Origin of the sequence: Candidatus Nitrotoga sp. BS, assembly GCF_927797785.1 — a bacterium.
In the GTDB taxonomy this organism is placed as follows: domain Bacteria; phylum Pseudomonadota; class Gammaproteobacteria; order Burkholderiales; family Gallionellaceae; genus Nitrotoga.
Genome location: NZ_CAKMLL010000099.1, coordinates 23,721 through 50,327, shown reverse-complemented (window position 1 = coordinate 50,327; position 26,607 = coordinate 23,721). Strand labels below are relative to the sequence as shown.

Sequence of the window (26,607 nt, the reverse complement as noted above, 5' to 3'; positions counted from 1 at the left end):
CACAGCGCTATTCATGTCTGAATCATTCAGTGTTCGACATTTCATTTAGACGGTTGAGCAACAAGTTAATTGAGATTGGGAAACAGTGTATTTAGATAGTTAACAGCATTCTAGCTGCGGCAGACACCACTATCCTTAAAAAGATGTTTAGACATTCGACCATTAAATGGCGCTTGATCGTTACCATTTTCTCCATAACAGTTATCCTGTTAGGAATTGAGTCGGCTTCTTTGTTTGGAATGAGCAAGGCGAGAGACAGTCTGAAAACTGTTTATGAGGATCGCATCCTTGCACTCGATCAGTTGACGGACATTGAGTCGTTGATATTACTTAATCGCATCGCCTTGACGGCTAGCCTGGAGTCGCCAACGCCCGACGTAATTAGTATGAATGTTGCAAAACTTAAAAAAAATGAAGCGAAGATCAACAAGATATGGGAAACCTACATGGCCACCTATCTAACGCCAGAAGAAAAGATACTGGCGGCTAAATTTGACGATGACCGTAAAAAATTCTTTAATCAGGGTCTTAATCCAGCAATAACAGCTTTGCAGGCAAACGAAATAAAGCAGGCAAGCCGAATCCTCGTTGAAAAAATTCGCCCACTCTATCAACCAGTTGGGGAGGGAATTAAGACACTTGGCAAGCTGCAATTGAGTGTGACCAAGCAAGAGTATGAAGATGTACAGAATCGCTACGATACCATTCGTGACATCATCATCGCTGCAGGAATCATTGCCCTGGCGTTGGCTGTATGGATAGGCTTTAAGCTTGTCCGTGCCATTTCCCAGCAGCTGAATGACGTAGTGAGGATTGCTCGGGGCGTTGCCGCAGGCAATTTGACGCAGCGGATCGAAATTCGCTCCACAAATGAAATTGGCCAACTGATGAAAGCGCTGAAGGAAATTCACGATCACTTGGTGAAGGTCATCGGCCAAGTACGTGATAGCGAGGCGCATACCCGTGCAGTGCTGGACAACGTGGATGAAGGCATCATTTCAATCAACGAAGGTGGAGTGATCGAAATTTTCAATCCGGCCGCAGAGCAGATTTTTGGCTACAAAGGCGACGAGATTATCGGTAAAAATGCCAGCCTGTTGACGTGGGAGCCAAGCCGAGGTCAGTGTGATGGTTCTCTTGAACGACATCAGCAATTGAATAAACCCACGGCTCCTGGATTGAGCAGGGAAGTGGTGGGCGTGCGCAAGAACGGCACAAGTTTTCCGCTTGAATTAAAAACGCGCGAAATTCACTTCAATATGGGGCTGCTTTATATAGTGGTGACAAGGGATTTGACCGCCAGCAGGCAGGCGGAGGCAGAGCAGAAGAAGCATGAGCAGGTACAGCAGAGAAACGTTGAGTTGGAGGCGGCTAGCCGGATGAAATCGGAGTTTTTGTCTACTATGTCACACGAGCTGAGAACGCCGCTTAATGCCATTATCGGTTTTTCTGAAGCGCTCAAGGATGGCCTGATTGGTGATCTGACTGATGAGCAACGTGGCTATATAAGTGACATTCTAGAGAGCGGCCACCATCAGTTGGCTCTGATCAACGAAATCCTGACTCTATCAAAAATGGACGCCGGTAAGATGATCCTCCATCCAGAGCCGGTCGATATGGCTTTGCTACTCTCCAACTGCCTAACTATGGTCAGGGAGAAAGCTGCTGCTCAGCACACCCACCTCAATTTGGATATTGCCGATGGACTGAGCGATATTCAGGCAGACGTGCACAAGGTCAAGCAAATCGTTTATAACTTGCTATCAAATGCAGTCAAATTTACTCCAGAAGGCGGTGATGTCACCCTGCGTGCCCGTCGCGTGTCGCGTGCCCAAGTCGGGCAGTTAACCGGTCGATGGGCGGGGCTGAGTCTCCCTTGGCGTGATAACAAAATTTTGGAATTCATTGAGATTAGCGTCACCGACAGCGGCATCGGCATTGCTAATAAAGATTTCGAGCGACTATTCACACCTTTCAGCCAGATTGATAGCAGTCTGACGCGCAAATTCGAAGGGACGGGATTAGGTTTGGCGATAGTAAGGGGGCTCGCTGAACTGCATGGCGGCACGGTGGCGGTAGAAAGCGCTGAAGGTCAGGGCACCTGCTTCACGGTTTGGCTGCCGCTATGGACGGCAGAGTGAATCTGCATCCGACTGGAATTGTTGGCAAAGATCAAGGCATAGTTGGCGAAGTGTGATTATTTGATATATTCTTTCACGGAGCCAGACAAAGAAGAGAGTCCGCCATGAAACCTCGTCAAGCAACAATCCTGATTGTGGAAGATGATCCCAAAAACAGGAGGTTGCTGGAGGTCATGCTTAAACCGGAAGGTTACCTTACCATTACAGCTAACAGTGGCGAGGAGGCATTAGCGATGGTGGCGGAGAAGTCCCCAGACTTGATTCTGCTCGATGTCATGATGCCCGGCATGAATGGCTTTGAGGTGGCGGCCAAGCTTAAAGCCAATTCCGCCACCCGTAACCTTCCCATCATTATTCTCTCTGCGTTGGATGACCGCAGCTCTCTGCTGGCTGGGCTGAGCGCTGGGGCAGAAGATTATCTGACTAAGCCGATTGATCGTGCCGAGTTGTGGGTGCGCGTGCGCAACCTGTTACGCTTAAAAGAATACAGCGATTGTCTCGCCGAGCATAATCAGCTCCTCGAGCTGGCAGTGCGCGAGCGGAACGAGGAAATTACAGAGCGCAAACGTGCGGAGGCACTTGTTATTCGACTCAACCGACTCTATGCGATTGTGAGCGGCATCAATGCTGCTATTGTCCGTATTCGGAACCGGCAGGAGTTATTTGACGACGCTTGCCGTATCGCGGTGGAGCAAGGCCATTTCAGGATGGCCTGGGTAGGATTGGTGAACCCCGACGGAGGGGAGCTGACACCCACGGCCTGGTCAGGTGTTGACGAAGGGTATCTTGATAAAATGACCTCATATATCAAGGACAAGGGGACAAGTTCATTGCTGCTTGTAGTGCGGGCGCTACAGGAAAAAACGCCCATCTTCTGCAACGATTTTGATTCCGACCCAAAAGTAGCCCACTGGCGCTTTGATGCATTACAGCGTGGCTACCGTTCCATGGGTATCTTCCCTCTGATGATGGATAGTGGTGACCTGCCAGTTGGCTTATTTGTCCTTTATGCTTCAGAGCCAAATTTTTTCGATAGGGAAGAAATAAAACTGCTCACTGAGTTGAGCGCAAATATTTCATATGCACTGGAATACATCAAAAAGGAAGATAAGCTCAATCACTTGGCTTACCACGATGCCCTGACCGGGCTTCCCAGTCGCACCCTGTTCCAGGATCGGCTCGTCCAAGCGCTGACCAACTCGCATCGTCACGGGAAAATGTTAAGCGTGCTTTTTATTGACCTGGACCATTTCAAGAACATAAACGACAGCTTGGGCCATCATGCCGGCGATGTTCTACTGAAACAGGTTGCTGCCAGGTTTGCTACCTGCATGCGAGAGGGCGATACTGTGGCTCGCCTGGGCGGGGACGAGTTCGTGGTAATTCTGGACAGCATCGCATCAGAAGACGATGCATGGATGGTATCGCAGAAAATCCTTACGCTTATGACTCAGCCAATCACCATTGAAGGGCACGAGCTAATTGTCACATGCAGTATCGGCATCGCGCTCTACCCCAAGGACGGTGAGGACATCAAGGCCGTGCTTCAGGGTGCCGATGGCGCTTTGTACCTGGCTAAGAGTAAAGGACGCAACAACGCCCAGTTCTGTACCGCCGAAATGAATGCCAAAGCACTGGGGCGGCTAACGCTGGAAAACGGCATGAGACTAGCAATTGAGCGCCAAGAGTTTCTGCTCTATTATCAGCCGAGAGTGGATCTGGTTAGCGGCGAAATCACCGGCATGGAGGCTTTGGTACGCTGGCAACATCCCGTCCAAGGCTTGCTTTACCCGATCACATTCATCTCTGTGGCAGAGGAGTCTGGCCTGATAGTGCCGCTTGGGGAATGGGTGTTGCGCACCGCTTGCAAACAGAATAAAGCGTGGCAGCTGGCTGGGCTCAAGCCAGTGAGCATCACTGTCAACCTTTCCGCGCGCCAGTTCAAGCAGCAGGATCTAGTTAAAGTAATTACCGATATTTTGAAAGAGACCGAACTGGATCCTACCTATCTTGAGCTGGAGCTGACCGAGAGTATGGTCATGCAGAATGTAGAAGCAGCTATTGATACACTCACTCAACTCAGGGCAATCGGGGTGAAGTTCGCGATTGACGACTTCGGTATCGGCTATTCAAGCCTGAATTACCTCAAGCATTTCCCAATAAGCTTTCTTAAAATAGACAAGTCGTTCGTGTGCGACATCACCACCAACCGAGATGACGCGACAATCACCAAGATCATCATTTCCATGGCACATGATCTGGGACTCAGGGTAACCGCAGAGGGAGTCGAAACAGAGGAGCAGAAATCCTTCCTGTGCTTACATCATTGTGACGAAATGCAAGGCTACCTTTTTAGCAAGCCGATCCCCGCCGAGGAATTCGAGATTCTGCTCAAGGAGGGGCGCTGCATGTCGATGGCGAAACCGCAGTTACTTTGATTTAGCGCAGGGCTAAGTCATTCCATCCCGACATAAAACATTAACGGGATAGTTAATGTTGATCTGCTACGATCTGTACTTGAATCTGCCTGTTACAGGCTAAAATTAATCATAAGTGAAAGGTTGTTTTTAAGATATGAATCCATTACTTGATTTTTCCGGTTTGCCACGTTTTGAGGAAATTCGATCTAAACATGTTGCGCCGGCGCTTGATCAACTTTTAGCTGAAAATCGTGCGCTATGTGCGCGATTATTGGCCGATGTGTCTGCCCCCACCTGGGACAATTTTATACAGCCGTTAGCAGATGCCAACGAGCGTTTGTCGCGATCATGGGGACAGGTCTCACACTTAAATGCAGTGTTGAACTCGACTCCGCTGCGCGAAGTATATAACGCCAATTTGCCAAAGATTACGCAGTATTACGCCGAGCTGGCGCAAAATCTCGCACTGTTTCAGAAGGTGAAAGCTATACACGCCAGCGCAGGATTCGCGACTTTGAGTATGGCACGTCAGAAAATTATTGAGAATCAATTACGTGACTTTCGCCTCGGCGGGGCTGAATTACCGGAAGAGCAAAAGGCCCGTTTTCTCTCCATTCAGGAAGAACTTTCCACGTTGAGCTCGCGTTTTTCCGATAATATTTTGGATGCCACTAACGCTTACACATGGCTGATTGAAGACGAAGCAGAGCTGTCCGGCATTCCGGCAGATGAACGCCAAGTTGCTGTTGAAGCGGCCCAAGAAGAAGGGAAAACGGGTTGGTTGTTTACCCTGAAAGCCCCTTCGTATGGCCCGCTTATGCAATACGCAGATAATCGTGCGCTGCGCGAGCGCATGTATACGGCAAGTAGCACTCGCGCCAGCGAGCTATCACCGAACGCTTCAGTCGAAGATCAATCCAAGCCGGAATGGGATAACACACCGCTGATGAAGCAGATTCTAAAGCTGCGCAAGGAAGAAGCACATTTACTGGAATTTTCCAATTTTGCAGAGCTTTCGCTGGCAACCAAGATGGCGAGTACGCCGCAACAAGTGCAAGAGTTCTTGGGTGAATTGGCGCAACGTGCACGGCCTTTCGCCGAACAAGATCTGATAGAGCTGCGTGAGTTTGCCCGTGTGCAACTTAACATAACAGATATGCAGGCATGGGATGTCAGCTATGTCAGTGAACATTTACGCCAACAGCGCTATGCTTTTTCCGAACAGGAAGTGAAGCAATATTTCCCGGAAGATAGAGTGCTGGATGGCATGTTCAAGTTGGTGGAAACGATATATGGCCTAACCGTTCGCTCTGCGCCAGCACCACTGTGGCATTTAACGGTGAGTTTTTACGATGTACTGGACAGTGATGGCAGGTTGGTGGGCCAGTTTTATCTTGATTTGTATGCGCGCAGCAGTAAGCGCGGCGGTGCGTGGATGGATGATGCCATCACGCGTCGCCGTGTTGCAGCTGGCATCCAAACCCCCGTCGCTTACCTCAATTGCAATTTTGCTGCACCGGTAGGAGACAGACGCGCGCTCTTCACGCACGATGAAGTCATTACCCTGTTCCATGAATTCGGCCATGGCTTGCACCATTTGCTAACGCAAGTGGAAGATCTCGATGTGTCCGGCATCAACGGTGTGGAATGGGACGCGGTAGAATTGCCCAGCCAGTTTATGGAAAACTTCTGCTGGGAATGGAATGTACTGCAAGACTTGACGAGGCATGCAGAGACAGGACAAAAATTACCGCGCGTATTATTCGACAAAATGCAGGCGGCGAAAAATTTTCAGAATGGCTTGCAAACCTTGCGCCAAATAGAATTCTCCTTGTTCGACATGCGACTGCATAGTGACTTCGACCCGCAGGGTTCGATGACTATCCAGCAATTGCTGGGCGAAGTACGTAGCGAAGTAGCGGTACTGATCCCGCCCGCATTCAACCGGTTCCCTAATAGCTTTTCGCACATTTTTGCTGGTGGCTATGCGGCTGGCTATTACAGCTACAAGTGGGCGGAAGTATTATCGGCTGATGCATATAGTCTGTTTGAGGAAAGTGGTGTGCTCAACTTGGCGGCGGGTCTCCGCTTCCGCGAAGAGATATTAGCGGTGGGAGGCAGCCGTGATGCGATGCAATCATTTGTAGCATTTCGAGGTCGTGAGCCGTCAATTGATGCACTATTGCGGCACAGCGGTTTGGTGGCGGCAAATTAAGTTTGTGTTCGATTTCTGGGAGAGCAATATGAGAAAACGTTTGTTATGGGCAGGATTGATAGCGCTAGTGTGTGGCAGTGCGCAGGCAGATGGGCTGTACCGTTGGTTGGATAAATCCGGCAAAGTGCATTACGGCGATGCCCCGGCGGCGGATGCGGCAGACGTTGAGAAAAAGAAATTCGGTGCTGCCCCAACAGTTGATGTTAATGATTTACCATATGCAACGCGTCGCGCCAAACAAAATTTCCCCGTCGCTCTGTATATAACTGAGAATTGTGGCGATCCGTGCAAACAAGCACGCGAATTTCTTAATAAGCGCGCTATTCCATTTACCGAAAATAGCTTGCGTACCAAAGAAGATCTTGATGCTTTCAAGCAGTTATCTGGAAGTGATGTCGTTCCGACACTCGCGGTTGGAAAAACCTGGTTCAAAGGTTTTCAGGCGGAACAGTGGGGTGGTGGGCTGGATACAGCGGGTTATTCTCAAACTCCATCCCAACAGACGCAACCACTTGCTAGGCCAATAACAGCCAAGCCAGTGAAAAACTGAAATTCAACATTAGCAAAATCGGAAACATAATGAAATCAATCTTAAATAATGCCTCTTTAAATTCAAGTTTCTAGCAGCCTATTGGACTTAAAGAATCGTAGTGAAAATTTAGCTGAGCCGAAGTAGATTTTGCGAGCATTTCACTTTGCGGCGAAATGCCTGCTTACTCTACTTGGCAGTTTTTAGGGCAATAGCTCTTCTTTTACCCAAAAAAGTGACGAAATAGTCACCGTTCAGCTAAATTTGTAGTCGGTTTTCTTTATGTCCGACAGGCTGCTAGGCTCACGTTTTATTGCATCACCCGTACCTGAACACTAGCTCACAAGGGGGTGGTCTCATTATCGCTATCCAAATGGCTTTGGCTGGTGAGATGAGGGGGCGAGTAGTTACGAAATGGTTTACAGGGTTAAATATGCGCGCTTGTCAACGGTGATAGAAGATATACGTTTGTATTAATACAATCTAAATTTTTAGAGTTCTTTCGGAGTGGCTTGGAATTGAATATTGATCGTCATTTCTACAATTGCCGGTTAGATGTGTTTTATGGCAACCAGAGTAGTATCGCTCCTTAAGCGTATAAGACAGCAATTCGTAAAATTCAATCGTACGTATACTGAATGATCGGGGTATAGAAATAATGAATACATCAAAAATCTGCCAATTTTTAATCTTAATCGCGATGCTGTTGGTCGGAACATTAATGAGCGAGGTGACGATTGCGGCAGACGGCGGGCGCTCGGGACATGGGTTTAGCGGTGGCGCATACGCAGGTGGAGGTGGAAGGAATGTAGGGGGAGGTGGAAGGTACGTAGGCGGCGCATACGCAGGTGGAGGTGGAAGGCATGTCGGTGGAGGTGGAAGGTACGTAGGTGGCGGGTACGGAGGTGGAGGTGGAAGGAATGTAGGGGGAGGTGGAAGGTACGTAGGGGGAGGTGGAAGGTACTCAGGTGGCTGGAATCGAGGTGGGAGAGTAGGCATATACCTGGGTGCACCGATTGGTTTTGGCTATGGATATAATCCGTACTCATACTACGGGGTTCCTTACTATGGAACCCCATACTATGGGGTGCCCTATTCTCCCACCTATTACCCGCTAGTACAGCCTGCGCCGGTGACTTACATCGAGCGAAGTGACGAACAACAGGTCGATACACAAGCACAAGCAGCCCCGAATGATTCGTCGCAAAATGCTCAGGGATCATGGTGGTATTACTGCGTTGATGCCAAAGCCTATTATCCATATGTCAATCAATGCCCAGGAGGATGGCTTCGAGTAGCACCTCAACCCGCACCTCAACCCGCAGCTGTACCCGCAGCTGTACCCGCAGCTGTAACTGATTCAGACGACCAGCCTGATTCAGACGACCAGCCTGATTCAGACGACCAGCCTGCTTTAAATGATTCGCCCGCCCCATGACGCTCACGTTGCGGTTCTCAGTTGTTCTGGCGGCAGTGTTGATGCTGAATGCCTGTACTTCGGTACCAACGGGTCCAGGCGTGCTTGTATTGCCGGGTTCGGGTAAAAGCTTTGATCGGTTCCGCTTGGATGATGCTGATTGCAGGCAATATGCCAGCGCTCAGATAGGCGGCGGCACGGCGAATGCAGCAGCGACTGATAGTGGCGTAAGAAGCGCGGTTATCGGAACTGCAGTCGGTGCGGCGGCGGGTGCATTGTTTGGTGGCCGTAATAGCGTAGGGGTGGGTGCTGGCTCTGGATTGCTTATTGGTTCTATGGCGGGAATGGGAACTGGTGAAAGTTCGGGGTTCAACCTTCAGCAGCGTTACGACTTTGGATATCAGCAGTGTATGTATGCGAAAGGCCATCGTGTCCCAGTGTCAGGGCGAATGGAATATTCGAGGCAGCCTGTCAAGAAAAGCAATTATGTATCGTCTCCGACACCTAGTAGCTCACTTTCGTCGCCTTCTGCTGGTGTTTTCGAGCCTCCGCCTCCCCCTGGTGGTGTTCCGCCTCCTGCACCCCCCGACGCTTTCATATTACCCCCGCCCCAGATCGATTCATCTGCTCCACCATCTTATTATAGAGTCGGTCATTAAATAGATTAATTAGAGTACCCATATTCCGGCCTTCGCGGGTATGACGAATCGTACTATTTTAATGGCCATAATGGCCGACTCTATAATCGCTCTAATCGAAACCAGTTCCTAGGCTACGCGGTGAATTTTTCAGCGTTTCCCTAAAGCATTGCTATAGTTTGACGAAAAACAATATGGGTGGGATGAGATTCAAGTATGAATTTGTTCGTACTATCCAAATGCTGCTGGATTATTCATTAAACGATTGTAGATATAGTCCAAAAAACTAAATAGCTTTATATTCATAGTGTAAAGCTGGTCATTTCATTAGTATTGAGACAAAATGAAACTTAACTTGATTGGAATAATTGCTAGCTTCCTCCTGCTCAGCGTAATTTCTGTCCATGCTGAAAACGACGAAGAGGTCTTCTCAAAGGCACAGCACTACACAGTACAAATCAGGAAAGCTGTTTCCATTCCATTTGGGAACGATAAAAAAGGTACCGCTTACGGAGCCGGATTCGTTGTAGATACAAAGCGTGGCTGGATTATGACCAACGCTCACGTGGTGTCACGCTCACCCGCGCGGTTGGAAGTTGCATTTTTTGGCAGAAAGTTCGTGCCAGCCAAAAAAATTTATGTTGACCCTTTCCTTGATCTGGCCATTATTGGTATTAAGGAAGAAATGCAAAACGCTACATCAGCCTTACCTGAATTAGAGTGCACGAATCTGCCTGGAGTTGGTCGTACGGTGGGTACTTTCGGCCACCCAAACGGCCTGAAATTTACTGGGACGCGCGGCATCATATCCGGACATACAGCTAAGTATGACTCGGAAATGCTGCAGACCGATGCTCCAATCAATCCCGGGAATTCGGGAGGGCCGTTGATAAGTTTGTCGTCTGGTCGTATTGTTGGGATCAATACTTCTAGGATGGATAATTCTCAGAATAGTAATTTTGCCGTGCCAATGCAATATGCTTGCCGCGTGCTAGCACTCCTGCGCGAAGGGAAAGACCCTTCTCCCCCTGATTTGCCACTGGTTTTTTTCAAGGCATCCAACGAGCGAATGCAGCTCAAAATTGCCCGTAGCCTGATTGACCCTGCCAAATTTGATTTCCGGCCAGGCGACGAAATACTCGGTGTGCCTGGTGTAATGGAGTCCGTAGAAAACGAAACCCAACTTATTCATGCTCTCCGTGGAAGGCTCGGCAATGTTGCTTTACGGATCAAGCGTGAGGGGCAACAGCTTGTACTTAATGGAAAACTGGAACCCGTAAGAAAAGTTAACGACAAAACTTGTATTATGTTTTCTGGCGTACTTCTTTGCGAGACTCCGCCCTATATGGGGCTAGATGATTTCAATCCGGGAAAAATTGCTGTTTATTTCGTCGAAGACGGCTCAGTAGGGGATTTCAATGAAATTGAAAAAATGGACATATTGAATTCCGTCAATGGAAAGAAGATAGAGACGCTAGATTTGTTCTACTCAGTGCTCAAAACGTCGCAGGAAGAAAACAAGCCGATTAACTTTGTTTTCAGAGATACTGGTGGAAAAGGTAAACCTTCCTATTTTACCTATGCCGAGCGTACACTTCCTGTAGAAAACCTTAACTGGGTAAGCAATGAAAAAAATGGAGATTGATTCCGTGCTTATCCGGTTGTCACACCCACCTACTAGAGGTAGTAGTTGAGCATCGGTGCCAATCTGGAGTGTTCATGGTTATCGACGTGCTCGATCGAGACGAACTGGCTTTCCCTCACTCGCTTCCTGAGTTTCAGCGCCTGTTTCCAGACGAAGCGGCGTGCGCAGCCTACCTTGAGCGTGCTCGATGGAGAGAAGGATTCGTCTGTCCGCACTGCGCGGTGGCCGATGAACCACGGTACATTTCTACGCGCCGTTCGGTACTGCGATGCCGTCATTGCCGGCGCGACACCAGCCTCACGGCGGGCACCGTCATGGAACGCACCCATACGCCGCTTTCGGTTTGGTTCTGGGCAGCGTACCTTGTTGCCAGCCAGACGCCCGGCATATCTGCCGTCCAGTTCCAGCGCCAGCTCGGGCTATCGCGTTACGAAACTGCTTTCCAGATCCTCCACAAGCTGCGCGCCGGCATGGTGCGCCCCGACCAGGACAAGATCGGCAGCAAGCCGGATGAGATCGTCGAAGCCGACGAAACATGGATTGGAGGACGCACGCGGGGCAAGGGTCGTGGCGTCCACGACATGGTGCTCGTGGCCTGCGCCGTCGAAGTCCGGCAACGCAAACGCACCAGCAGCCTCAACAAGCGAAAGATCGGCCGTTACGCCGGACGCGTCCGCCTCTCCGTGGTGCCTGACCGGAGCGCAAAGTCGCTGGTCGGCTTCATCGAGCGCACCGTGGCAACGGGTGCGACCATTATTACCGACGATTGGAGCAGCTATGCGACGCTTGGGAAACGCGGGTACCGTCATACCGCCGTCGCTGAGCGAGGCGACATGGAAGTCGCGGAAACTTTTTTGCCCATTATTCATCTCGTATTCTCCAATCTCAAGACCTGGCTGCGCGGCATCCATCACGGCGTCAGCCCGCAACACCTGCAAGCCTATCTCGACGAATTCACCTTCCGTTTCAACCGACGCTTCTACCCATTTAACGCTTTCCGCTCCCTGCTGGGCATCGCGGGCGATGTCACCGCCCAGACCTATGCCGAGCTTTACTCAGAAAAGTCACAAAACACTACATCTAGTGGGTGGGTGTGAAAACCGGATAGGCACGGTTCACCCCAAGCGAATCCATGTAAAACAATAGCTATATGGATTTATTTAAAATCTGTCTAGCTATCTCAAACGTCGGCGTTTTTGTTCATTTCGTTCGGTCAATTTGACCGCCAGAAGTATTTCTGTTATATTCAAAAAATGGATAGCAATCAATTTAAACAATGGCTTGTAGAGCAAGGCGCTACATTTCAGCCAGGTCAAGGCACTCATATCAAGGTGCATCTAAATGGCCGTCAATCAGTTCTGCCGATGCACGGCACGGAACTAAAAATAGATGCTATCGAATACATTAAGAAACAGCTAGGGTTGAATTAGGAGGTTTATATTGTTCGAATACCCAGTTGAATTGATTTCTGCCAAGGAAGGCGGATTTGTCGTGACTTTTCCCGATGTTCCGGAAGCTATTACCCAAGGCGATGATAAAGACGAAGCACTGGAGTATGCCAGTGAGGCACTGGAAACCGCGCTTGATTTTTATATCGGGGATCGTCGTCAGCTACCCTTGCCCTCCATTGCGGCAGGGCGCCCTACCGTCGCGCCCGATGCGGTAGTAATTGCCAAGATGATTGCGAACTGGCTTTCTATGAAGAAATAACCGAGGGTGAAGCAAAGAAACGTAGTGGTACTAAGCTTAATGCTTTGTGCAAAAGATTATTAGATATAACGAATCAGATTCAACGATTCATTTTCTCTGTTGTTCGTAAAACATCTCTCCGGGCGAATTGACCTCACGGCGCAGTACTAAGCTCCTATAGGTACAGGCAACAGGTCGGCAATGCTTGGGGGGGCGCCCGCAACCTGACAGATCAACCAAGGGTAGGTTCGCCAATCCCTACACGGTAAGATTGATCGACGTTCAAGTGCATTCATAAATTGAGTGTACCAGAAGTTTTCTGAGATTCATCAACCTTTGTATACTGCATTCAACCAGTGTTTTTGGAGTTCATGGATGCAATACTGGCACCACGGTTCGAATGAAAGGTCAGACTCAGCTTCGGCCGGCGACCTCCTGAACCATGCTATTCGCATGCATCTGCCACCAAGCTGGTCTGCATATTTGTACGTTTGCGCCACCGGCGGCTATACTGAGCAAGTAACTGCCGTCAAATACAACCAACCTTCATCTGTCTGACATGCTTGATGTCACTTGCCAACTCGCAGTTGGGAGCACTCGGCAGGTTGTGCTTAGCTATCAGTGATAACGATAAATACGTTTTCTACGGCTTTTGTTGCTATGACGTTATTGCGGTGCCCATCTTGATCTTGATAGTATTAACAGTGCAAGACTGGATGCTATAGGACAATTCGCGACGACGCCTCGTCCTTCGAATTTCCGGCTGACTTGACGACCGTGGTGGTGGCACTCGCAGTGCTTGCCATGGTGATAACGTGCTTGATATAACCCCAGGTTGTTGCAATACGTCTGAGTCCGGCGATTGATTTTCACACAAGGAGATTCTTAATGGAAAATACAAGTATCAAACTCCTCACTATTCAGGTTGGTCTGCCTAAAACACTGGGTACATCTAGTGCCTCAGACCCCATGGACCAGGAGTGGTCAACCGGTTTCTTCAAGGAGCCTGTGTCTGGTCCAATTTGGGCCGGAACCACTAACTTGACTGGCGATGGGCAAGCCGATCTTCGAGTCCATGGTGGATCCGATAAAGCGATTAACGTCTACCCTTTCGAACACTATGCATTTTGGCTCGACGAGCTCGATAATAAAGAGCTGTCCAATGGCGCATTCGGAGAAAACTTCACCGTGGCAGGGATACTAGAGGCGAAGGCCTGCATTGGTGATATTTTCGAACTTGGTGGTGCATTGGTACAGATTTCTCAACCTCGCCAACCATGCTGGAAGCTGTCTCGCCGATGGAGGATTCAGGACTTTGTGGCTCGAGTTGTGCGAACAGGTAGGACAGGCTGGTATTTCCGTGTTCTGCGCGAGGGAAACATTCAAGCTGGAGCGGCACTGGTATTGGTGGACCGTCCTTATCCTGAATGGACAGTCGCGATCGCAAATAACATAATGCTTCATCGCAAGGAGGATTACGTAGCTGCGCACGCGCTGGCCGAGTGTCCGGCACTTTCCAAGAGCTGGAAGGCAACCCTGTCTCGGACGACTTCTACTGAAATAGCAGCCGACACTTCAGCACGCAATTCTCAATGAATCCCTAATTCTATTTAGCGATGTCCTTTAGCCATACGCCTCAAATATGTTTTTCACGGCGCAACAGGATGTATTAGCATACAGATCACTTTTATACCGCCGAGTGGAATGTGTGTCAGATTGCAGTGGATGAGAAGAGCGTGGTTGGGAGGGCGAGTACTTTATGCCTACCCCCATTCCCCCCGTTTTGGCTGAAAAGCTTGATTATAACTTTGTTGTATTATTGCTGCGTTAGTGTGTTTAATGCAGCTTGATAGTCAGGTTCGTGCGTGATGTCGTCCACTAGTTCGGCGTGCAACACTTGGTTATTTTCATCCAGTACCAGCACAGCTCGTGCGGTTAAGCCACGTAATATAGAATCAGCAATCTTTACGCCATAGTTTCGCATGAAATCTCGCCCGCGCATCAAAGACAGCGTGGTGACATTGTCTAATCCTTCAGCCACGCAAAAGCGACTCATGGCAAATGGTAAATCGGCGGAAATTACCAGCACCACTGTGTTGTCAAGTTTGCTTGCCTCCTCGTTGAATTTGCGCGTAGAGGTGGCGCACACGGCGGTATCCAAACTAGGCACAATATTAAGAACCTTGCGCTTACCAGCAAAGTCTTTTAACGCCACATCTTTCAGGTCTTTATCCACTAGTGCGAATTCAGGGGCTGTTTGACCAACGGTTGGGAAGGTGCCGAACAAAGTAATGGGCGAACCATTCAAGGTAACTGCAGAGTTATTTGAAGTTTCATTAGTCATGATTGCTCTCTCATTTTTTAAGGCGTGTCACAGTGTATCATCTTCATATGATTGTATTGGCGGACAACTACAAATCAGGTTTTTATCACCATGGACATTGTCTACACGGGCGACACTTGGCCAGAATTTATTGTCTTGAACCCACTTTAATGGATAGACTGCTTTTTCGCGCGAATAGCTGTGTTTCCAATTGTTCGTGAGAACTGCTTTAGCCGTATGCGGTGCATTTTTAATTACGTTATCTTCTTTATCCGCTTTGCCTGAAGTTATTTCGTCAATTTCTTTACGTATAGAAATCATAGCAGAGCAAAAACGATCCAATTCTTCCTTTGATTCACTTTCTGTTGGCTCAATCATTAATGTATCGGCTACTGGAAATGAAACTGTCGGTGCATGATATCCATAATCCATTAATCGTTTTGCAATGTCCCCTACTTCTATTCCAGCTTCTTTTTTAAACGTAACACAAGCTAAAATCATTTCGTGCGCGCAACGTCCATTGGCACCACTATATAAGGTAGGGAAATAATTTTTTAATGACTCTTTAATATAGTTGGCATTTAAAATTGCGATGCGTGTTGCTTCTGTAACGCCATCACGGCCTAACATTTTTATATATCCATAAGAAATCAATAAAATTAAAGCACTGCCGTAAGGCGCTGCGGATACGGCGTGGATACCATTTTCTCCTCCAGTTTTGACTACTGGATGTGAAGGTAAAAAAGGAGCCAGGTGTTTTGCAACGCCAATTGGCCCCATGCCTGGGCCACCACCACCGTGAGGAATTGCAAAAGTTTTATGTAAATTCAAGTGGCAAACATCCGCGCCAATATTTCCCGGGCTGGTTAAGCCTACTTGTGCATTCATATTGGCGCCATCCATATAAACTTGTCCGCCGTTTTCATGAATGATGTTGGTAATCTCGATAATACTTTCTTCGTAAACACCATGCGTACTGGGGTATGTAATCATTAAACATGCCAGATTATCTTTATGCTGAACTGCTTTTTCACGCAATTCGTTGACATCAATATTTCCTACTTTGTCACATTTAACTAATACTATTCTTAAGCCACACATTGCAGCACTGGCAGGATTGGTGCCATGTGCCGATGTAGGAATCAATGCAATATTTCTGTGCGCATCGCCACGTGATTGATGGTATGCCTGAATGACCAATAATCCGGCATATTCACCCTGAGCGCCACTGTTGGGCTGAAAACTCATTTTTTCGAAACCGGTAATTTCACTTAATGATTTATCCAGATCATCGATGATTTCATGGTAACCCGCGGCTTGTTCAACGGGTACAAAGGGGTGGATATGTGCAAATTCAGGCCATGTAATCGGAATTAATTCGGATGCGGCATTTAATTTCATAGTACAAGAGCCTAATGAAATCATTGAATGCGTCAAAGACAAATCCTTATTTTCCAGTCGCTTGATATAACGCATCATCTCAGATTCAGAATGATAAATATTAAATACAGGATGTTGGAGAATTAAGGATTGACGGCTATTGATTAAAAATTCTTGATTAAAAATCTGTTCTACAGTAATTCTAGTAGCGGTTTTTCCAACTGCTTGTGCGAATACATTAATAACTGCATTCAAGTCATCGGCATCGGTAGTTTGATCAACAGAAATAGTAATTGCATCATCCGAATAACGGAAATTAATTTGTGCTGTTTCAGCTAATTGTTTAATTTTTGCATTGTCTGTTCCATTGATTTTAATGGTATCGAAATAAACACCATCTTCAATAGCATAGCCTAAATTTTTTAACTCAGTTGCCAATGCTATAGCAGTACTATGTACCTGCTGAGCAATTCCTTTGAGGCCTTCCGGACCGTGGTATACCGCATACATACTCGCCATAATGGCTAATAATGCTTGTGCGGTGCATATATTGGAGGTGGCTTTATCTCTACGAATATGCTGCTCGCGCGTTTGTAAGGCCATACGTAATGCTTGATTTCCATCTGCATCAATCGAAACACCAATGATGCGGCCTGGAATGGATCGTTTATATTCTTCACGGCAAGCAAAATAAGCGGCGTGCGGGCCACCGTACCCCATTGGGACACCAAAGCGCTGTGTGGAGCCAACAACAACATCTGCTCCCCATTCGCCTGGAGGGGTTAGTAATACTAAACTTAATATGTCGGCTGCTACAGCAATGGTGGTTCCATTTGCTTTTGCTCGTTTTACAAAGTCTGCGTAATCGTGAACTTTGCCATCAACACTTGGATATTGAAGCAATGCGCCGTAAATACTGCTATCTAACGTTCCAGTTTTAAAGTCTCCAACCACTAATTCAATTCCCATTGGAGTTGAACGTGTTTTTAATAAATCGATAGTTTGCGGATAACATTCGTTAGAAACGAAAAACTTGTTCGCTCCATTTTCAATTGCTTCGCGCCCGCGATTATTGAATAACATTGCCATTGCTTCAGCTGCTGCAGTGGATTCATCCAACAATGATGCATTTGTAATTCCCATTCCTGTTAAATCCATAATCATGGTTTGGAAATTCAACAAAGCCTCCAGACGACCTTGCGAAATTTCAGCCTGATAAGGAGTGTAAGCGGTGTACCAACCTGGATTTTCTAAAACATTTCTCTGGACGACAGGCGGAACTATCGTGTTGTAATAACCTAAGCCGATATAGGTTTTAAAAACTTTATTTTTAGCAGCAACGCCACGTAAATGCTTATGGTACTGATATTCAGTCAGTCCATCTGGTAAATTCAAAGGCTTTTTTAAGCGGATTGCGGCAGGAATTGTGTGATCAATTAATTCATCCACAGAGCCTGCACCAATGATTTCTAGCATAGCTTTAACATCATTTTCGCGCGGACCGTTATGACGGTTTACAAATTTATCGGTTGTAATCATTGCTGGTTTTATAATTTTAAGGAGTGTAAACAAGTATTAGAAATGGGAATTATGTATTCATCTACAGCGTTTTAATGTGCTTCACTATCGACTAGCGTCTGATACGCTGCAGCATCCATTAATGCGTCTACATCGGCGGCATTATCTGGCTTCATTTTGAATATCCAAGCGGAATAAGGATCAGTATTGATCTTTTCTGGCGTATCGCCGAGCTCAGAGTTAATCGCTACCACTACACCGGTAACCGGTGCATATATGTCAGCCGCAGCCTTCACCGACTCTGCTACTGCACATTCTTCCTTGGCCTTAAGTTGACGGCCAACCGCTGGACTTTCCACGAACACCATGTCACCCAGCAGTTCCTGTGCATGTTGGGTAATGCCGATTGCGATCGTACCGTCGGTCTCTTTGTTGATCCACTCATGGGATGTTGTGTACTTCAGGTTGCCTGGCAGATTGTCTAAATTGCTCATGGTTATATCCTTAAAAAAGAAAAAATTAGATTAGGCCTTTGCCATTACGTACGAATGGGTATTTCACTACCTTAGCCGCCAGCATTTTATCGCGAATTGCCACTTGCACCATGTCGCCTATTTGCACCGCGGAGGGTACGCGTGCCAAGGCAATTGACTGATTCAGCGTGGGCGAAAAACTGCCGCTGGTAATTTCACCATCTCCATGGCTGCTTTTTACTACTTGGTGATCACGCAGCACTCCGCGATCCTGCAAGACAAGGCCGATTAATTTTCGAGTTTTAGGCTTGGTGACGAGTGCGGCTTTACCTATGAAGTCGCGTTCACTCACTAAGTCTACTGTCCACGCCAGTCCGGCTTCTAGCGGATTTATGGTCTCATCCATGTCGTGCCCGTACAGATTCATACCTGCTTCCAGACGCAATGTGTCACGCGCGCCTAGCCCGATAGGCTTCACTCCCACGTCATTCAGTGTCTGCCAGAATGAGGGGGCAGCTGTGGCTGGCAGTATGATCTCGAAGCCATCTTCACCAGTATAACCAGTTCGGGCGATAAACATCGAATCCCACTCTACGGCATTGAAGGGCTTGAGCCCTTCCGCCAATTTCTGTGATCCGGGCAGAGCCAACCATAGCTTTGCCGGTGCATTTGGTCCTTGCACAGCTATCATTGCCAGATCATCGCGTGACGAGATCTGCAATTTAGGTGCGCGGACAGCAGCCTGTTCGATCATCCACGCTATATCATTATCCGCTGTGCCCGCATTCACTACGATGCGAAACCACGACTCACTCATAAAATATACGATGAGATCGTCGATCACACCACCATCCGGACGCAACAGACAGGAATACAGCGCTTTCCCAGAAGATTGCAGTTTATCCACGTTGTTTGCCAACAGATAACGTAAGAAGTCGCGCACCCCGTCGCCTCTCATATCAAGCACACGCATGTGCGAGACATCAAACATGCCGGCATCGCGACGTACTTGATGATGTTCGTCAAGTTGTGAACCGTAATGTAACGGCATATCCCAGCCGCCGAAATCGACCATTTTCGCGCCCATTGCGCAGTGTGCTGCATTCAGAGGAGTATGTTTGAGTGTCATGAGTAATCTTTCAAAAAAATAAAAAAGGCGAGGCAAAATATCTGCCTCGCCCCATCTGTCCTCTTTACCTGAGAGATTACGAATAAATCCGTGTGCCCCTTCGGTGGCTGCGTTAACAGCACTCTCCAGATTTGCCTGTGCCAATAGTTCTTGAGCCTGAGCGATTACGGGTGTTGCGTCTTCGGCAATGTGCCTGTACTTACTGTATACTAGGCAGCATATTCTTCCATTGGTTTAAACGGCAAGTAGAACTATACTGGAATACAGGGGTGGACGGCAAATGATGTAACATAAAGTTGCGTGGGTGGTTCCTTTCAGGGATAATCCGAGCCCTTAAATATGTGCATTAGCACATATTGTTGTAATTTTTCATGCTCTCAATAAGTAGGTTTTTTAAATTCTCAATATTATTTTCATGTTTTAAGGAAGCCAAAATGAAAGCCGACATTCATCCTCAATACGATGAGATCGCAGTTACTTGCAGTTGTGGCAATACCTTCAAAACCAACTCTACTATGGGTAAACCGCTGCATATAGAAGTCTGCTCGGACTGCCACCCATTCTATACTGGTACGCAAAAAATCGTGGATACCGCTGGTCGAGTGGAGAGGTTCCGTCAAAAATATGCCAAGCCTGGTGAAAAATCTGCACCATAATGAAATTAAAAGATAAGCAACAAGTGAAAGGCAGCGGACGCTGCCTTTTTTTGTTTCTAATTTTAAGCAGGGTAGGGCTTTCCCTAATCCTTTACAAGCTTACACCTTGGCAACGCATCAAAGCCTTGGAATAAGCGCGTCATCTCATGTATTCCTATCCTCCCACACAAGAACACCCGATTACGAAAGCCAAAGCTTGGTTGCTGGCACTACTGTGTGCGGTGTGGTTAGGCACAGGGCTGGTAGGGCATGGCCCGTGGCACTCAAGCGATGCCTATAGTTTCGGATTGGTCTATCACATCCTGCAAAGTGGCGACTGGCTAGTCCCCACCTTGGCTGGCGAACCCCATATGGACAAGCCGCCGCTGTTTTATGTGACTGCCGCGTTTTTCGCCAAGCTATTTTCCCCTTTGCTGGAGCTACATGATGGCGCGCGTCTCGCAAGCGGTTTTTATACTGCTTTTACGCTGTTGTTTGTAGGGCTGTCTGGACGCGAATTATTCGGGAGAGGCCGCGGTTGGAGTGCGGCGATCATTCTGATCGGGTGCCTCGGTATGTTGGTACGGTCACATGAGCTTATAACCGATCTTGCTTTACTCACTGGCTGCGCCATGATGATATACGGCTACACATTAAGCATGCGCCGTATTCTATTGGCAGGCATGCTCATTGGCAATGGCATTGGCATCGGTTTTATGGCCAAGGGTTTTATCGCTCCCACGCTATTCGTGCTTATCAGTGCCGCGCTACTGTTGTTCCGTACATGGCGAATGCGCCCCTTCTTTTCCAGCTTGGGCATCGCACTACTGTTTGCATTGCCTTGGTTAACCGTTTGGCCTTTCTTGTTGTACCAACGATCACCAGAGCTATTTATGGAATGGGTGTGGACGCTTAATATCGGCCATTGGTTTGATTATATTCAACGTGGCGATTATGCAGAGGCGTTATATTACGTAAAGATATTGCCTTGGTTTGCTTGGCCTGCTTTGCCATTGGCTGCTTGGGCAGTTTGGGAGGCGCGAGGAAGAGTGCTGCATGAAACAGAGTTCCAGCTGTTGCTGGTGTGTTTCTTTGTGATGTTGCTTACGCTGAGTGTGGTGCCCAATATCAAGGAAGTGTTCGCGTTACCCATATTGCTGCCGCTAGCTTTGCTTGCTACTGCAGCCCTTTCCACCCTGCGCCGGGGGGCAGCCAACGCGCTAGATTGGTTTGGCATCATGATGTTCGGTTTTGTCGCCATCTTGATGTGGTGGGGCTGGGCTGGGCTGCTACAGGATAATCATGCCAAGATCACGCGTTGGCTGAAAGATTATCAGCCTGGTTTCGAACCAGCGTTCCATGCTACAACATTCTGGGTTGCAGTGACTTTCACTGTGTTATGGGTGCTACTGGTGTGGCGCGTTGGACGCTCCATGCGCCGTGCTGTGCTTAACTGGGCCGGCGGAGTGACTCTGTTGTGGGTGCTTGCCATGACGCTATGGCTACCATGGCTGGACAACGGCAAGAGCTATCGCGGCATGGTCGCTTCTCTTAAGCAGGCCATGCCCCTACATCATGGCTGCATTGCGAGCCTGGATGTAGGCGCTACCCAACGCGCCATGTTGCAATACTTGGGAAATATCACTACGCACACTCAAACACTACTCGTTTGCGATCTACTGCTGGTGCAAGGAGAACGTGCCGCCAAGTTAGTCGAAGGCGAAACAACTTGGATCATGTTATGGGAAGGCAACCGCAAGGGGGTTAAATCGGAACCTTTCCGCTTGTATCAGCGCATCGAACAAATTGCACAAAGGTCAGCTATCCCATAGCCATGGTTTCATACCAGTTCATTTGAGGCCAGTTGCCAATAGCCAAATAATGGACACAAATAAACGCATACCACCAATCTCTTTTCTTGGCGCTTGCGTTCACATGTAGCAGTATTATTAAAGTCAGTTCGCTGCTTAACCTCTTGAATCCATTATTGCCAACCGACCTCATATTACGAGGCCACACACTAAATATGGCACCTATCCATCCATGCTTCCCTATGGGAATACAGTCCAATAGTAAATTAGAACTTCCATTGTAATTTTGTGCGTAGCATATCAATTTTACCTTGACTGAAGCCATTCTTAAAGGATGGAACAAGTCGTGCTTACACGGTTAACCGCACGCAGGCGCATATAAAGCGCATAACGGCCCATGCAGCCGCTCGTCGCATGGCACAACGCATTTTACGCAGGCTAACCAATTGGTTTACGCGAGAAGACTGCATGGTGCTTCGATTCGGCTCTCTGCACGGCATCAATTCAGCCCAGGGCGTTGTAGGTGCTAACCGTTTACGGAGAAGCACTTCACAAGCCGACCTCAATATGAGCTCCTGGCATTCCCTAAAATTTTGGCTGGCGGAGATTTATTTACGAAACCATCAATTTTTCCGTTCTTTTTAATATTCCTGTAACACTTGGTCTTGATAATCCCATCGGTGTTTAGCACGAATGACTGAAAGCTAGCTTTGATCCGAGCACCGTGCACAGTTGAGCGCCAAACTAATATTTGGCATTGATAATTAAGGGGAGCATGGGAAATGACAATGACTAAGACCGATACATTTAAACTGAAGTTGATTGCTGTAATGGTTCCATTACTATTCACGGCATCCGCTCATGTCCTTGCTGCGGATAAAGCGCAAATATTGACGGTATATATTGATCCGGTAACTGAGCAGATTTACTCCGGCCCCGGCCCCAACCGAGTAAAAATAGGAGACTTCCAAGCCGTTACTGCAAAATCAGCTACCGCAGTAGATCCCCAAGATGTAAAAGTAAAGCTGGATCAAAAGGGTTTGAAATTTGAAACTGCGGATGAGCAGTTTAAGTTTAGCGTTGGTGGCCGTCTGCATGCAGATGCGACCTACCATAGTAATGACAGGTTACTAAAAAGTGGTGATCGTATAGAAGCAAACGATGGCACCGAAATACGCCGTGCTCGTATAGATTTTAAAGGCACGTTATGGAGTGTTTTTAATTTTCAAGCAGAAGCAGATTTCGCAGACAATGAAGTAGGGATGAAAGATCTGTTTCTGAACTATACCGGCTGGGATTTCGCGGACATTACTGTTGGTAATCAAAAGCAGAATATCAGTATGGAATTGCAGGAGAGTTCAAACGATATTATGTTCACTGAGCGCTCGTTGGTTAACTCTTTAACCGGGACACTGTTTGATCGTGCTATCGGTTTGAACTTGAAAAAATCAGATAAGAACTGGTCTGTGCAAGGCGGGATTTATGGTGACTCTATGAGGTCAAACAGAAGTAATAGTAATAAAGGTTCCGGTAAGGCTGATGAAGGCTTTGGTGCCTCAACTCGTTGGACCTTCGCGCCAATCAATTCCTCTGAGAACGTAATCCATATTGGTGGGTTTGCTGGGTATCGTACAACAAATGGCAAGGGTGAGTTAAATGACAACAGCCCAAGCTTCGGCTATGAAACAACGCACATGTCCAATCTGAAATTGACTGACACGGGTACAATTGTGGGTATCGAAGAAGCCAAGATGGTTGGCTTGGAATTAGCCGCTATGCATGGCCCATTCTCAATTCAAAGTGAATACTCAAAAGTTAAGGTACAACGGGAGAAGAGTCTAGCATCACTTGATTTCAATGCTTTTTACGTACAGGCGGGATGGACTCTGACAGGTGAATCCCGCACTTATAAAGGTTCTGATGGCGAATTCAAACGCTTTAAACCTAAGAATAGATTCCAGGTAGGGAAACCTGGCTTAGGAGCTTTGGAGCTGGCAGTTCGATATGACCAGAATGACCTGACTGACAAAGACGTTAAGGGTGGCAGTGAGAAAAGAGCTACATTAGCGTTGAACTGGTACATGAGTGAAAGCGTGCGTTTGATGGCTGATTACAGCAGAAGCTTTGATATTAAAGGTTCTCCAGTGACGAAACTAAACGGAGACCAACCGGACAATATTGATGTTTTGACTTTCCGCACACAGTGGGCTTTCTAATTAGGTCCTGCCAGACTCCCTTGTTCTTTAAAAACTTCTACCCTGAATGTTCAGTGTGTCTTACTTGTCGTTAGCCTGCTCAACCAATTCGATCTTAAAGAAGCCTTAAAATTCAATATGCTGGGGGAAATGTAGAAATTTTAAGGCGTCCTTTACTTATTTCTTGGTGCCTTCATTTAACTCACGGAAGCGTATCTTGTCGGCTTCATAGCTTGCTTTAACCGCGGCCATCTTTTCCTGAGCCTTGACCAAATTTTGTTGCAATTTAGCTAATTTATTCTCACCCTCAGTAATATCGGCTTGTATTGAAACGGGAAGCTTTCTGCCAGCGGCCTTGATATCCACTGCTTCTTGCTGATAATTTTTCAAGCTTTCCTGAGCTGCTTTCTGCAGTGACTGAATGCTGCTGATATGTGACTCTAAATGATGCAGGTTGCGTTCAAGAGCCAAGTCAATTTCCTTCTCGTTACTGAAAGTGTTCAACAACGCGTTGTCTTTGCGACTTTGTTCGAGTTTAGCTTCATTTTCAATACGTATATTGGCCTCATCTTCCCCATTGGCGCGCTGCTCCATGTTATTTATTTTTTCGTTTCGTTTGATCAAGCGTCCCTGATTGTTTAATAGCACATTATTTTTGTTTGTATGTTCCGGCGGAATGACTTCGCTGTAATGAGTTACGCCCTTGTCGTCCACCCACTTATACAATTTTGCTTCGGCTGTTGTACTGAAAGCAACAACAAGCAACGCTAGACTCGCTCTAAAAATTTTCATCTTGTTTATGTTTTATCCCATAACGGTCACGGTAGGATTTTACTGCTTGCAGGTTCTGCACCATCGCGGGATTATCCTGCAAAAAACCAAGCAAATCGTCCAATGTGGCAATTGATACTACCGGAATACCATAACTACTCTGTACTTCCTGTGTTGCGGAAAGTTCATCTTCACTCCGCTCAGTTTGTTGTCCCACTTCCATGCGATCCAAAGCAATAACCACCCCGCAAGGCGTCGCGCCCGCTGCACGGATCAAGGCTATGGATTCCCGTACTGAGGTACCAGCGGAAATAACATCATCGATAATAAGCACACGTCCCTGCAGTTTCGCCCCCACCGTACTTCCGCCTTCACCATGGTCTTTGGCTTCCTTGCGATTAAAGCAGTAGGGCACATTGAGGCCTGCCTCTGCTAGAGCAATGGCTGTGCCTGCGGCGAGTGGAATACCTTTATAAGCAGGGCCGTACAGAATATCGAAGGGGATTTTTGAGAACAGGATGGCCTGTGCGTAAAACTGTGTAAGCTGTTTCAACGATTCACCGTCGTTGAACAGGCCAGCATTAAAAAAATAGGGCGATAAGCGGCCAGCCTTAGTTTTGAATTCACCGAAACACAATACCTCTTGCTTGATAGCGAAACGGATGAAATCCTGGCGAAAATTAGACATGGCAAATAGATCAAAAAATTAGACGTGCCGCCATTATAATTCCAAGCTTTGCTTATGGAGAATTTTAGTGCGCGTCATCAGCATTAACCTTAACGGAATTCGTTCTGCCTGTAGCAAAGGATTGTTGCCGTGGCTGGCGCAGCAAGATGCCGACATTGTCTGCGTACAGGAACTCAAAGCACAAGCTGCTGACATGACGCCGGAAATGCTAGCTCCATCCGGTTACCACGGTTATTTCCACTATGCCGAAAAAAAGGGTTATAGCGGCGTGGGCATCTATAGCAGGCAAAAGCCTCAAGTAGTAATGGAAGGATTGGGCATACCTGAATTCGACAGCGAAGGGCGTTATATTGAAACGCGGTTCGGCAACTTAAGTGTCGTGTCGCTTTACCTTCCTTCAGGTTCCAGCGGGGAGGAGCGCCAGGCTGTGAAGTTCAAATTTATGGCTGCCTTCATGCCGCATCTGCGTGAACTTCAGGCCAGTGGACGTGAGGTATTGTTATGTGGCGACTGGAATGTAGCCCACACCGAAAAGGACTTGAAAAATTGGCGCGGCAACCGCAAGAACTCCGGCTTCTTGCCAGAAGAGCGTGCCTGGCTTACTGAACTATTTAATGAAGTTGGGTTCGTAGATGTGTTCCGTCACCTGCATCCCGAATTGGAAGTTTACACATGGTGGTCAAATCGCGGCCAAGCTTGGGCAAAAAACGTGGGCTGGCGTATTGACTACCACATTGCCACACCGGGTATTGCACAGTCCGCTCGATCAGCCAGCATCTATATGGATCAGCGCTTTAGTGACCACGCTCCGCTGACGGTGGATTACGATATTAATTTTAAGGGAGGCGGGTCTCCTTGAATATTATGCAGGCGATAGCATAAGAGACACTTCCGTCTATGGCACTAAACAATGGTCTCACTTAAAGTTGTTTTTAAAAAACTAGAGTGTCCATGTTAAAATCAAATGTTGTGTCGAGTCGTAAGATGTAT

The 26,607-nt window shown here is 47.5% G+C and carries 21 protein-coding genes and 2 riboswitches; of the genes, 15 read left to right on the top strand and 6 right to left on the bottom strand.

Going from position 1 to position 26,607, the window contains the following annotated elements:
- Window positions 1-143 precede the first annotated feature (143 nt).
- From MJ769_RS12120 to MJ769_RS12070, 11 genes are all read left to right on the top strand, one after another.
- Window positions 144-2,141, top strand: a complete 1,998-nt coding sequence (locus MJ769_RS12120) for a Tar ligand binding domain-containing protein (protein ID WP_256445724.1) — start codon at window positions 144-146, stop codon at window positions 2,139-2,141.
- A gap of 104 nt (window positions 2,142-2,245) precedes the next feature.
- Entirely contained in the window at window positions 2,246-4,579 is a 2,334-nt protein-coding gene (locus tag MJ769_RS12115) for an EAL domain-containing response regulator (RefSeq protein ID WP_239237401.1), read from the top strand.
- Between the two features lie 136 nt (window positions 4,580-4,715).
- A complete protein-coding gene (locus tag MJ769_RS12110; protein WP_239237400.1) occupies window positions 4,716-6,776 on the top strand; it encodes a M3 family metallopeptidase in 2,061 nt (686 codons plus the stop codon).
- 28 nt (window positions 6,777-6,804) lie between these two features.
- A complete protein-coding gene (locus tag MJ769_RS12105) occupies window positions 6,805-7,326 on the top strand; it encodes a DUF4124 domain-containing protein (RefSeq protein ID WP_239237399.1) in 522 nt (173 codons plus the stop codon).
- A 637-nt stretch (window positions 7,327-7,963) separates the two neighbouring features.
- Entirely contained in the window at window positions 7,964-8,743 is a 780-nt protein-coding gene (locus tag MJ769_RS12100; protein WP_239237398.1) for a hypothetical protein, read from the top strand.
- Window positions 8,740-9,381 (top strand): hypothetical protein, encoded by a 642-nt coding sequence (locus tag MJ769_RS12095; protein ID WP_239237397.1) that lies wholly within the window; start codon window positions 8,740-8,742, stop codon window positions 9,379-9,381. The genes MJ769_RS12100 and MJ769_RS12095 overlap by 4 nt, the downstream gene beginning before the upstream one ends.
- A gap of 322 nt (window positions 9,382-9,703) precedes the next feature.
- Window positions 9,704-11,005, top strand: a complete 1,302-nt coding sequence (locus tag MJ769_RS12090; RefSeq protein ID WP_239237396.1) for a S1C family serine protease — start codon at window positions 9,704-9,706, stop codon at window positions 11,003-11,005.
- Window positions 11,006-11,079: 74 nt separating this feature from the next.
- On the top strand, window positions 11,080-12,102 hold the full coding sequence (locus tag MJ769_RS12085) for an IS1595 family transposase (RefSeq protein WP_239237395.1): 1,023 nt from the start codon (window positions 11,080-11,082) through the stop codon (window positions 12,100-12,102).
- A 156-nt stretch (window positions 12,103-12,258) separates the two neighbouring features.
- Entirely contained in the window at window positions 12,259-12,435 is a 177-nt protein-coding gene (locus tag MJ769_RS12080) for a hypothetical protein (RefSeq protein WP_239237394.1), read from the top strand.
- A 10-nt stretch (window positions 12,436-12,445) separates the two neighbouring features.
- Window positions 12,446-12,715 (top strand): type II toxin-antitoxin system HicB family antitoxin, encoded by a 270-nt coding sequence (locus tag MJ769_RS12075; RefSeq protein WP_239237393.1) that lies wholly within the window; start codon window positions 12,446-12,448, stop codon window positions 12,713-12,715.
- An 867-nt stretch (window positions 12,716-13,582) separates the two neighbouring features.
- Complete coding sequence (locus MJ769_RS12070; RefSeq protein WP_239237392.1) at window positions 13,583-14,290, top strand: MOSC domain-containing protein; 708 nt, start codon at window positions 13,583-13,585, stop codon at window positions 14,288-14,290.
- A gap of 220 nt (window positions 14,291-14,510) precedes the next feature.
- On the opposite strand, the gene tpx is transcribed toward MJ769_RS12070, so the two are convergent.
- From tpx to gcvT, 4 genes are all read right to left on the bottom strand, one after another.
- The gene (gene tpx / locus MJ769_RS12065) at window positions 14,511-15,038 is read right to left on the bottom strand and encodes a thiol peroxidase (RefSeq protein ID WP_239237391.1); all 528 of its coding nucleotides are present in this window, start codon (window positions 15,036-15,038) and stop codon (window positions 14,511-14,513) included.
- Between the two features lie 27 nt (window positions 15,039-15,065).
- Complete coding sequence (gcvP, locus tag MJ769_RS12060) at window positions 15,066-17,936, bottom strand: aminomethyl-transferring glycine dehydrogenase (RefSeq protein ID WP_239237390.1); 2,871 nt, start codon at window positions 17,934-17,936, stop codon at window positions 15,066-15,068.
- Window positions 17,937-18,007: 71 nt separating this feature from the next.
- A complete protein-coding gene (gene gcvH, locus MJ769_RS12055) occupies window positions 18,008-18,409 on the bottom strand; it encodes a glycine cleavage system protein GcvH (RefSeq protein WP_239237389.1) in 402 nt (133 codons plus the stop codon).
- Between the two features lie 25 nt (window positions 18,410-18,434).
- A complete protein-coding gene (gene gcvT, locus MJ769_RS12050; protein WP_239237388.1) occupies window positions 18,435-19,517 on the bottom strand; it encodes a glycine cleavage system aminomethyltransferase GcvT in 1,083 nt (360 codons plus the stop codon).
- 45 nt (window positions 19,518-19,562) lie between these two features.
- Window positions 19,563-19,651, bottom strand: a riboswitch (glycine riboswitch).
- Window positions 19,652-19,756, bottom strand: a riboswitch (glycine riboswitch).
- Between the two features lie 195 nt (window positions 19,757-19,951).
- Between gcvT and rpmE the strand changes: the two genes are divergently transcribed.
- The 3 genes from rpmE (at window position 19,952) to MJ769_RS12035 (ending at window position 24,179) form a co-directional block, all read left to right on the top strand.
- Window positions 19,952-20,173, top strand: coding sequence for a 50S ribosomal protein L31 (gene rpmE / locus MJ769_RS12045; RefSeq protein ID WP_239237387.1), 222 nt, complete (start codon window positions 19,952-19,954; stop codon window positions 20,171-20,173).
- 146 nt (window positions 20,174-20,319) lie between these two features.
- Window positions 20,320-21,984: an ArnT family glycosyltransferase gene (locus MJ769_RS12040; RefSeq protein WP_239237386.1), complete on the top strand. Its 1,665-nt coding sequence runs from the start codon at window positions 20,320-20,322 to the stop codon at window positions 21,982-21,984.
- A 767-nt stretch (window positions 21,985-22,751) separates the two neighbouring features.
- Window positions 22,752-24,179 (top strand): OprO/OprP family phosphate-selective porin, encoded by a 1,428-nt coding sequence (locus tag MJ769_RS12035; RefSeq protein WP_239237385.1) that lies wholly within the window; start codon window positions 22,752-22,754, stop codon window positions 24,177-24,179.
- A gap of 156 nt (window positions 24,180-24,335) precedes the next feature.
- Here MJ769_RS12035 and MJ769_RS12030 read toward each other — a convergent pair whose 3' ends face one another.
- Both MJ769_RS12030 and pyrE read right to left on the bottom strand, forming a co-directional pair.
- A complete protein-coding gene (locus MJ769_RS12030; protein WP_239237384.1) occupies window positions 24,336-24,950 on the bottom strand; it encodes a DUF4124 domain-containing protein in 615 nt (204 codons plus the stop codon).
- Window positions 24,937-25,617 carry an orotate phosphoribosyltransferase gene (pyrE, locus tag MJ769_RS12025; protein ID WP_239237383.1) on the bottom strand — a complete coding sequence of 227 codons (681 nt, stop codon included), beginning with the start codon at window positions 25,615-25,617 and terminating at the stop codon, window positions 24,937-24,939. The genes MJ769_RS12030 and pyrE overlap by 14 nt, the downstream gene beginning before the upstream one ends.
- A gap of 67 nt (window positions 25,618-25,684) precedes the next feature.
- On the opposite strand from pyrE, the gene MJ769_RS12020 reads away from it, so the two are divergent.
- Complete coding sequence (locus MJ769_RS12020) at window positions 25,685-26,476, top strand: exodeoxyribonuclease III (RefSeq protein WP_239237382.1); 792 nt, start codon at window positions 25,685-25,687, stop codon at window positions 26,474-26,476.
- Window positions 26,477-26,607 lie beyond the last annotated feature (131 nt).

What these genes read in the sequence shown, in the direction of transcription:
- MJ769_RS12120 (WP_256445724.1), top strand. Translation starts at nt 144, where the DNA reads ATGTTTAGACATTCGACCATTAAATGGCGCTTGATCGTTACCATTTTC.
- MJ769_RS12115 (WP_239237401.1), top strand. Translation starts at nt 2,246, where the DNA reads ATGAAACCTCGTCAAGCAACAATCCTGATTGTGGAAGATGATCCCAAA.
- MJ769_RS12110 (WP_239237400.1), top strand. Translation starts at nt 4,716, where the DNA reads ATGAATCCATTACTTGATTTTTCCGGTTTGCCACGTTTTGAGGAAATT.
- MJ769_RS12105 (WP_239237399.1), top strand. Translation starts at nt 6,805, where the DNA reads ATGAGAAAACGTTTGTTATGGGCAGGATTGATAGCGCTAGTGTGTGGC.
- MJ769_RS12100 (WP_239237398.1), top strand. Translation starts at nt 7,964, where the DNA reads ATGAATACATCAAAAATCTGCCAATTTTTAATCTTAATCGCGATGCTG.
- MJ769_RS12095 (WP_239237397.1), top strand. Translation starts at nt 8,740, where the DNA reads ATGACGCTCACGTTGCGGTTCTCAGTTGTTCTGGCGGCAGTGTTGATG.
- MJ769_RS12090 (WP_239237396.1), top strand. Translation starts at nt 9,704, where the DNA reads ATGAAACTTAACTTGATTGGAATAATTGCTAGCTTCCTCCTGCTCAGC.
- MJ769_RS12085 (WP_239237395.1), top strand. Translation starts at nt 11,080, where the DNA reads ATGGTTATCGACGTGCTCGATCGAGACGAACTGGCTTTCCCTCACTCG.
- MJ769_RS12080 (WP_239237394.1), top strand. Translation starts at nt 12,259, where the DNA reads ATGGATAGCAATCAATTTAAACAATGGCTTGTAGAGCAAGGCGCTACA.
- MJ769_RS12070 (WP_239237392.1), top strand. Translation starts at nt 13,583, where the DNA reads ATGGAAAATACAAGTATCAAACTCCTCACTATTCAGGTTGGTCTGCCT.
- tpx (WP_239237391.1), bottom strand. Translation starts at nt 15,038, where the DNA reads ATGACTAATGAAACTTCAAATAACTCTGCAGTTACCTTGAATGGTTCG.
- gcvP (WP_239237390.1), bottom strand. Translation starts at nt 17,936, where the DNA reads ATGATTACAACCGATAAATTTGTAAACCGTCATAACGGTCCGCGCGAA.
- gcvH (WP_239237389.1), bottom strand. Translation starts at nt 18,409, where the DNA reads ATGAGCAATTTAGACAATCTGCCAGGCAACCTGAAGTACACAACATCC.
- gcvT (WP_239237388.1), bottom strand. Translation starts at nt 19,517, where the DNA reads ATGACACTCAAACATACTCCTCTGAATGCAGCACACTGCGCAATGGGC.
- rpmE (WP_239237387.1), top strand. Translation starts at nt 19,952, where the DNA reads ATGAAAGCCGACATTCATCCTCAATACGATGAGATCGCAGTTACTTGC.
- MJ769_RS12040 (WP_239237386.1), top strand. Translation starts at nt 20,320, where the DNA reads ATGTATTCCTATCCTCCCACACAAGAACACCCGATTACGAAAGCCAAA.
- MJ769_RS12035 (WP_239237385.1), top strand. Translation starts at nt 22,752, where the DNA reads ATGACTAAGACCGATACATTTAAACTGAAGTTGATTGCTGTAATGGTT.
- MJ769_RS12030 (WP_239237384.1), bottom strand. Translation starts at nt 24,950, where the DNA reads ATGAAAATTTTTAGAGCGAGTCTAGCGTTGCTTGTTGTTGCTTTCAGT.
- pyrE (WP_239237383.1), bottom strand. Translation starts at nt 25,617, where the DNA reads ATGTCTAATTTTCGCCAGGATTTCATCCGTTTCGCTATCAAGCAAGAG.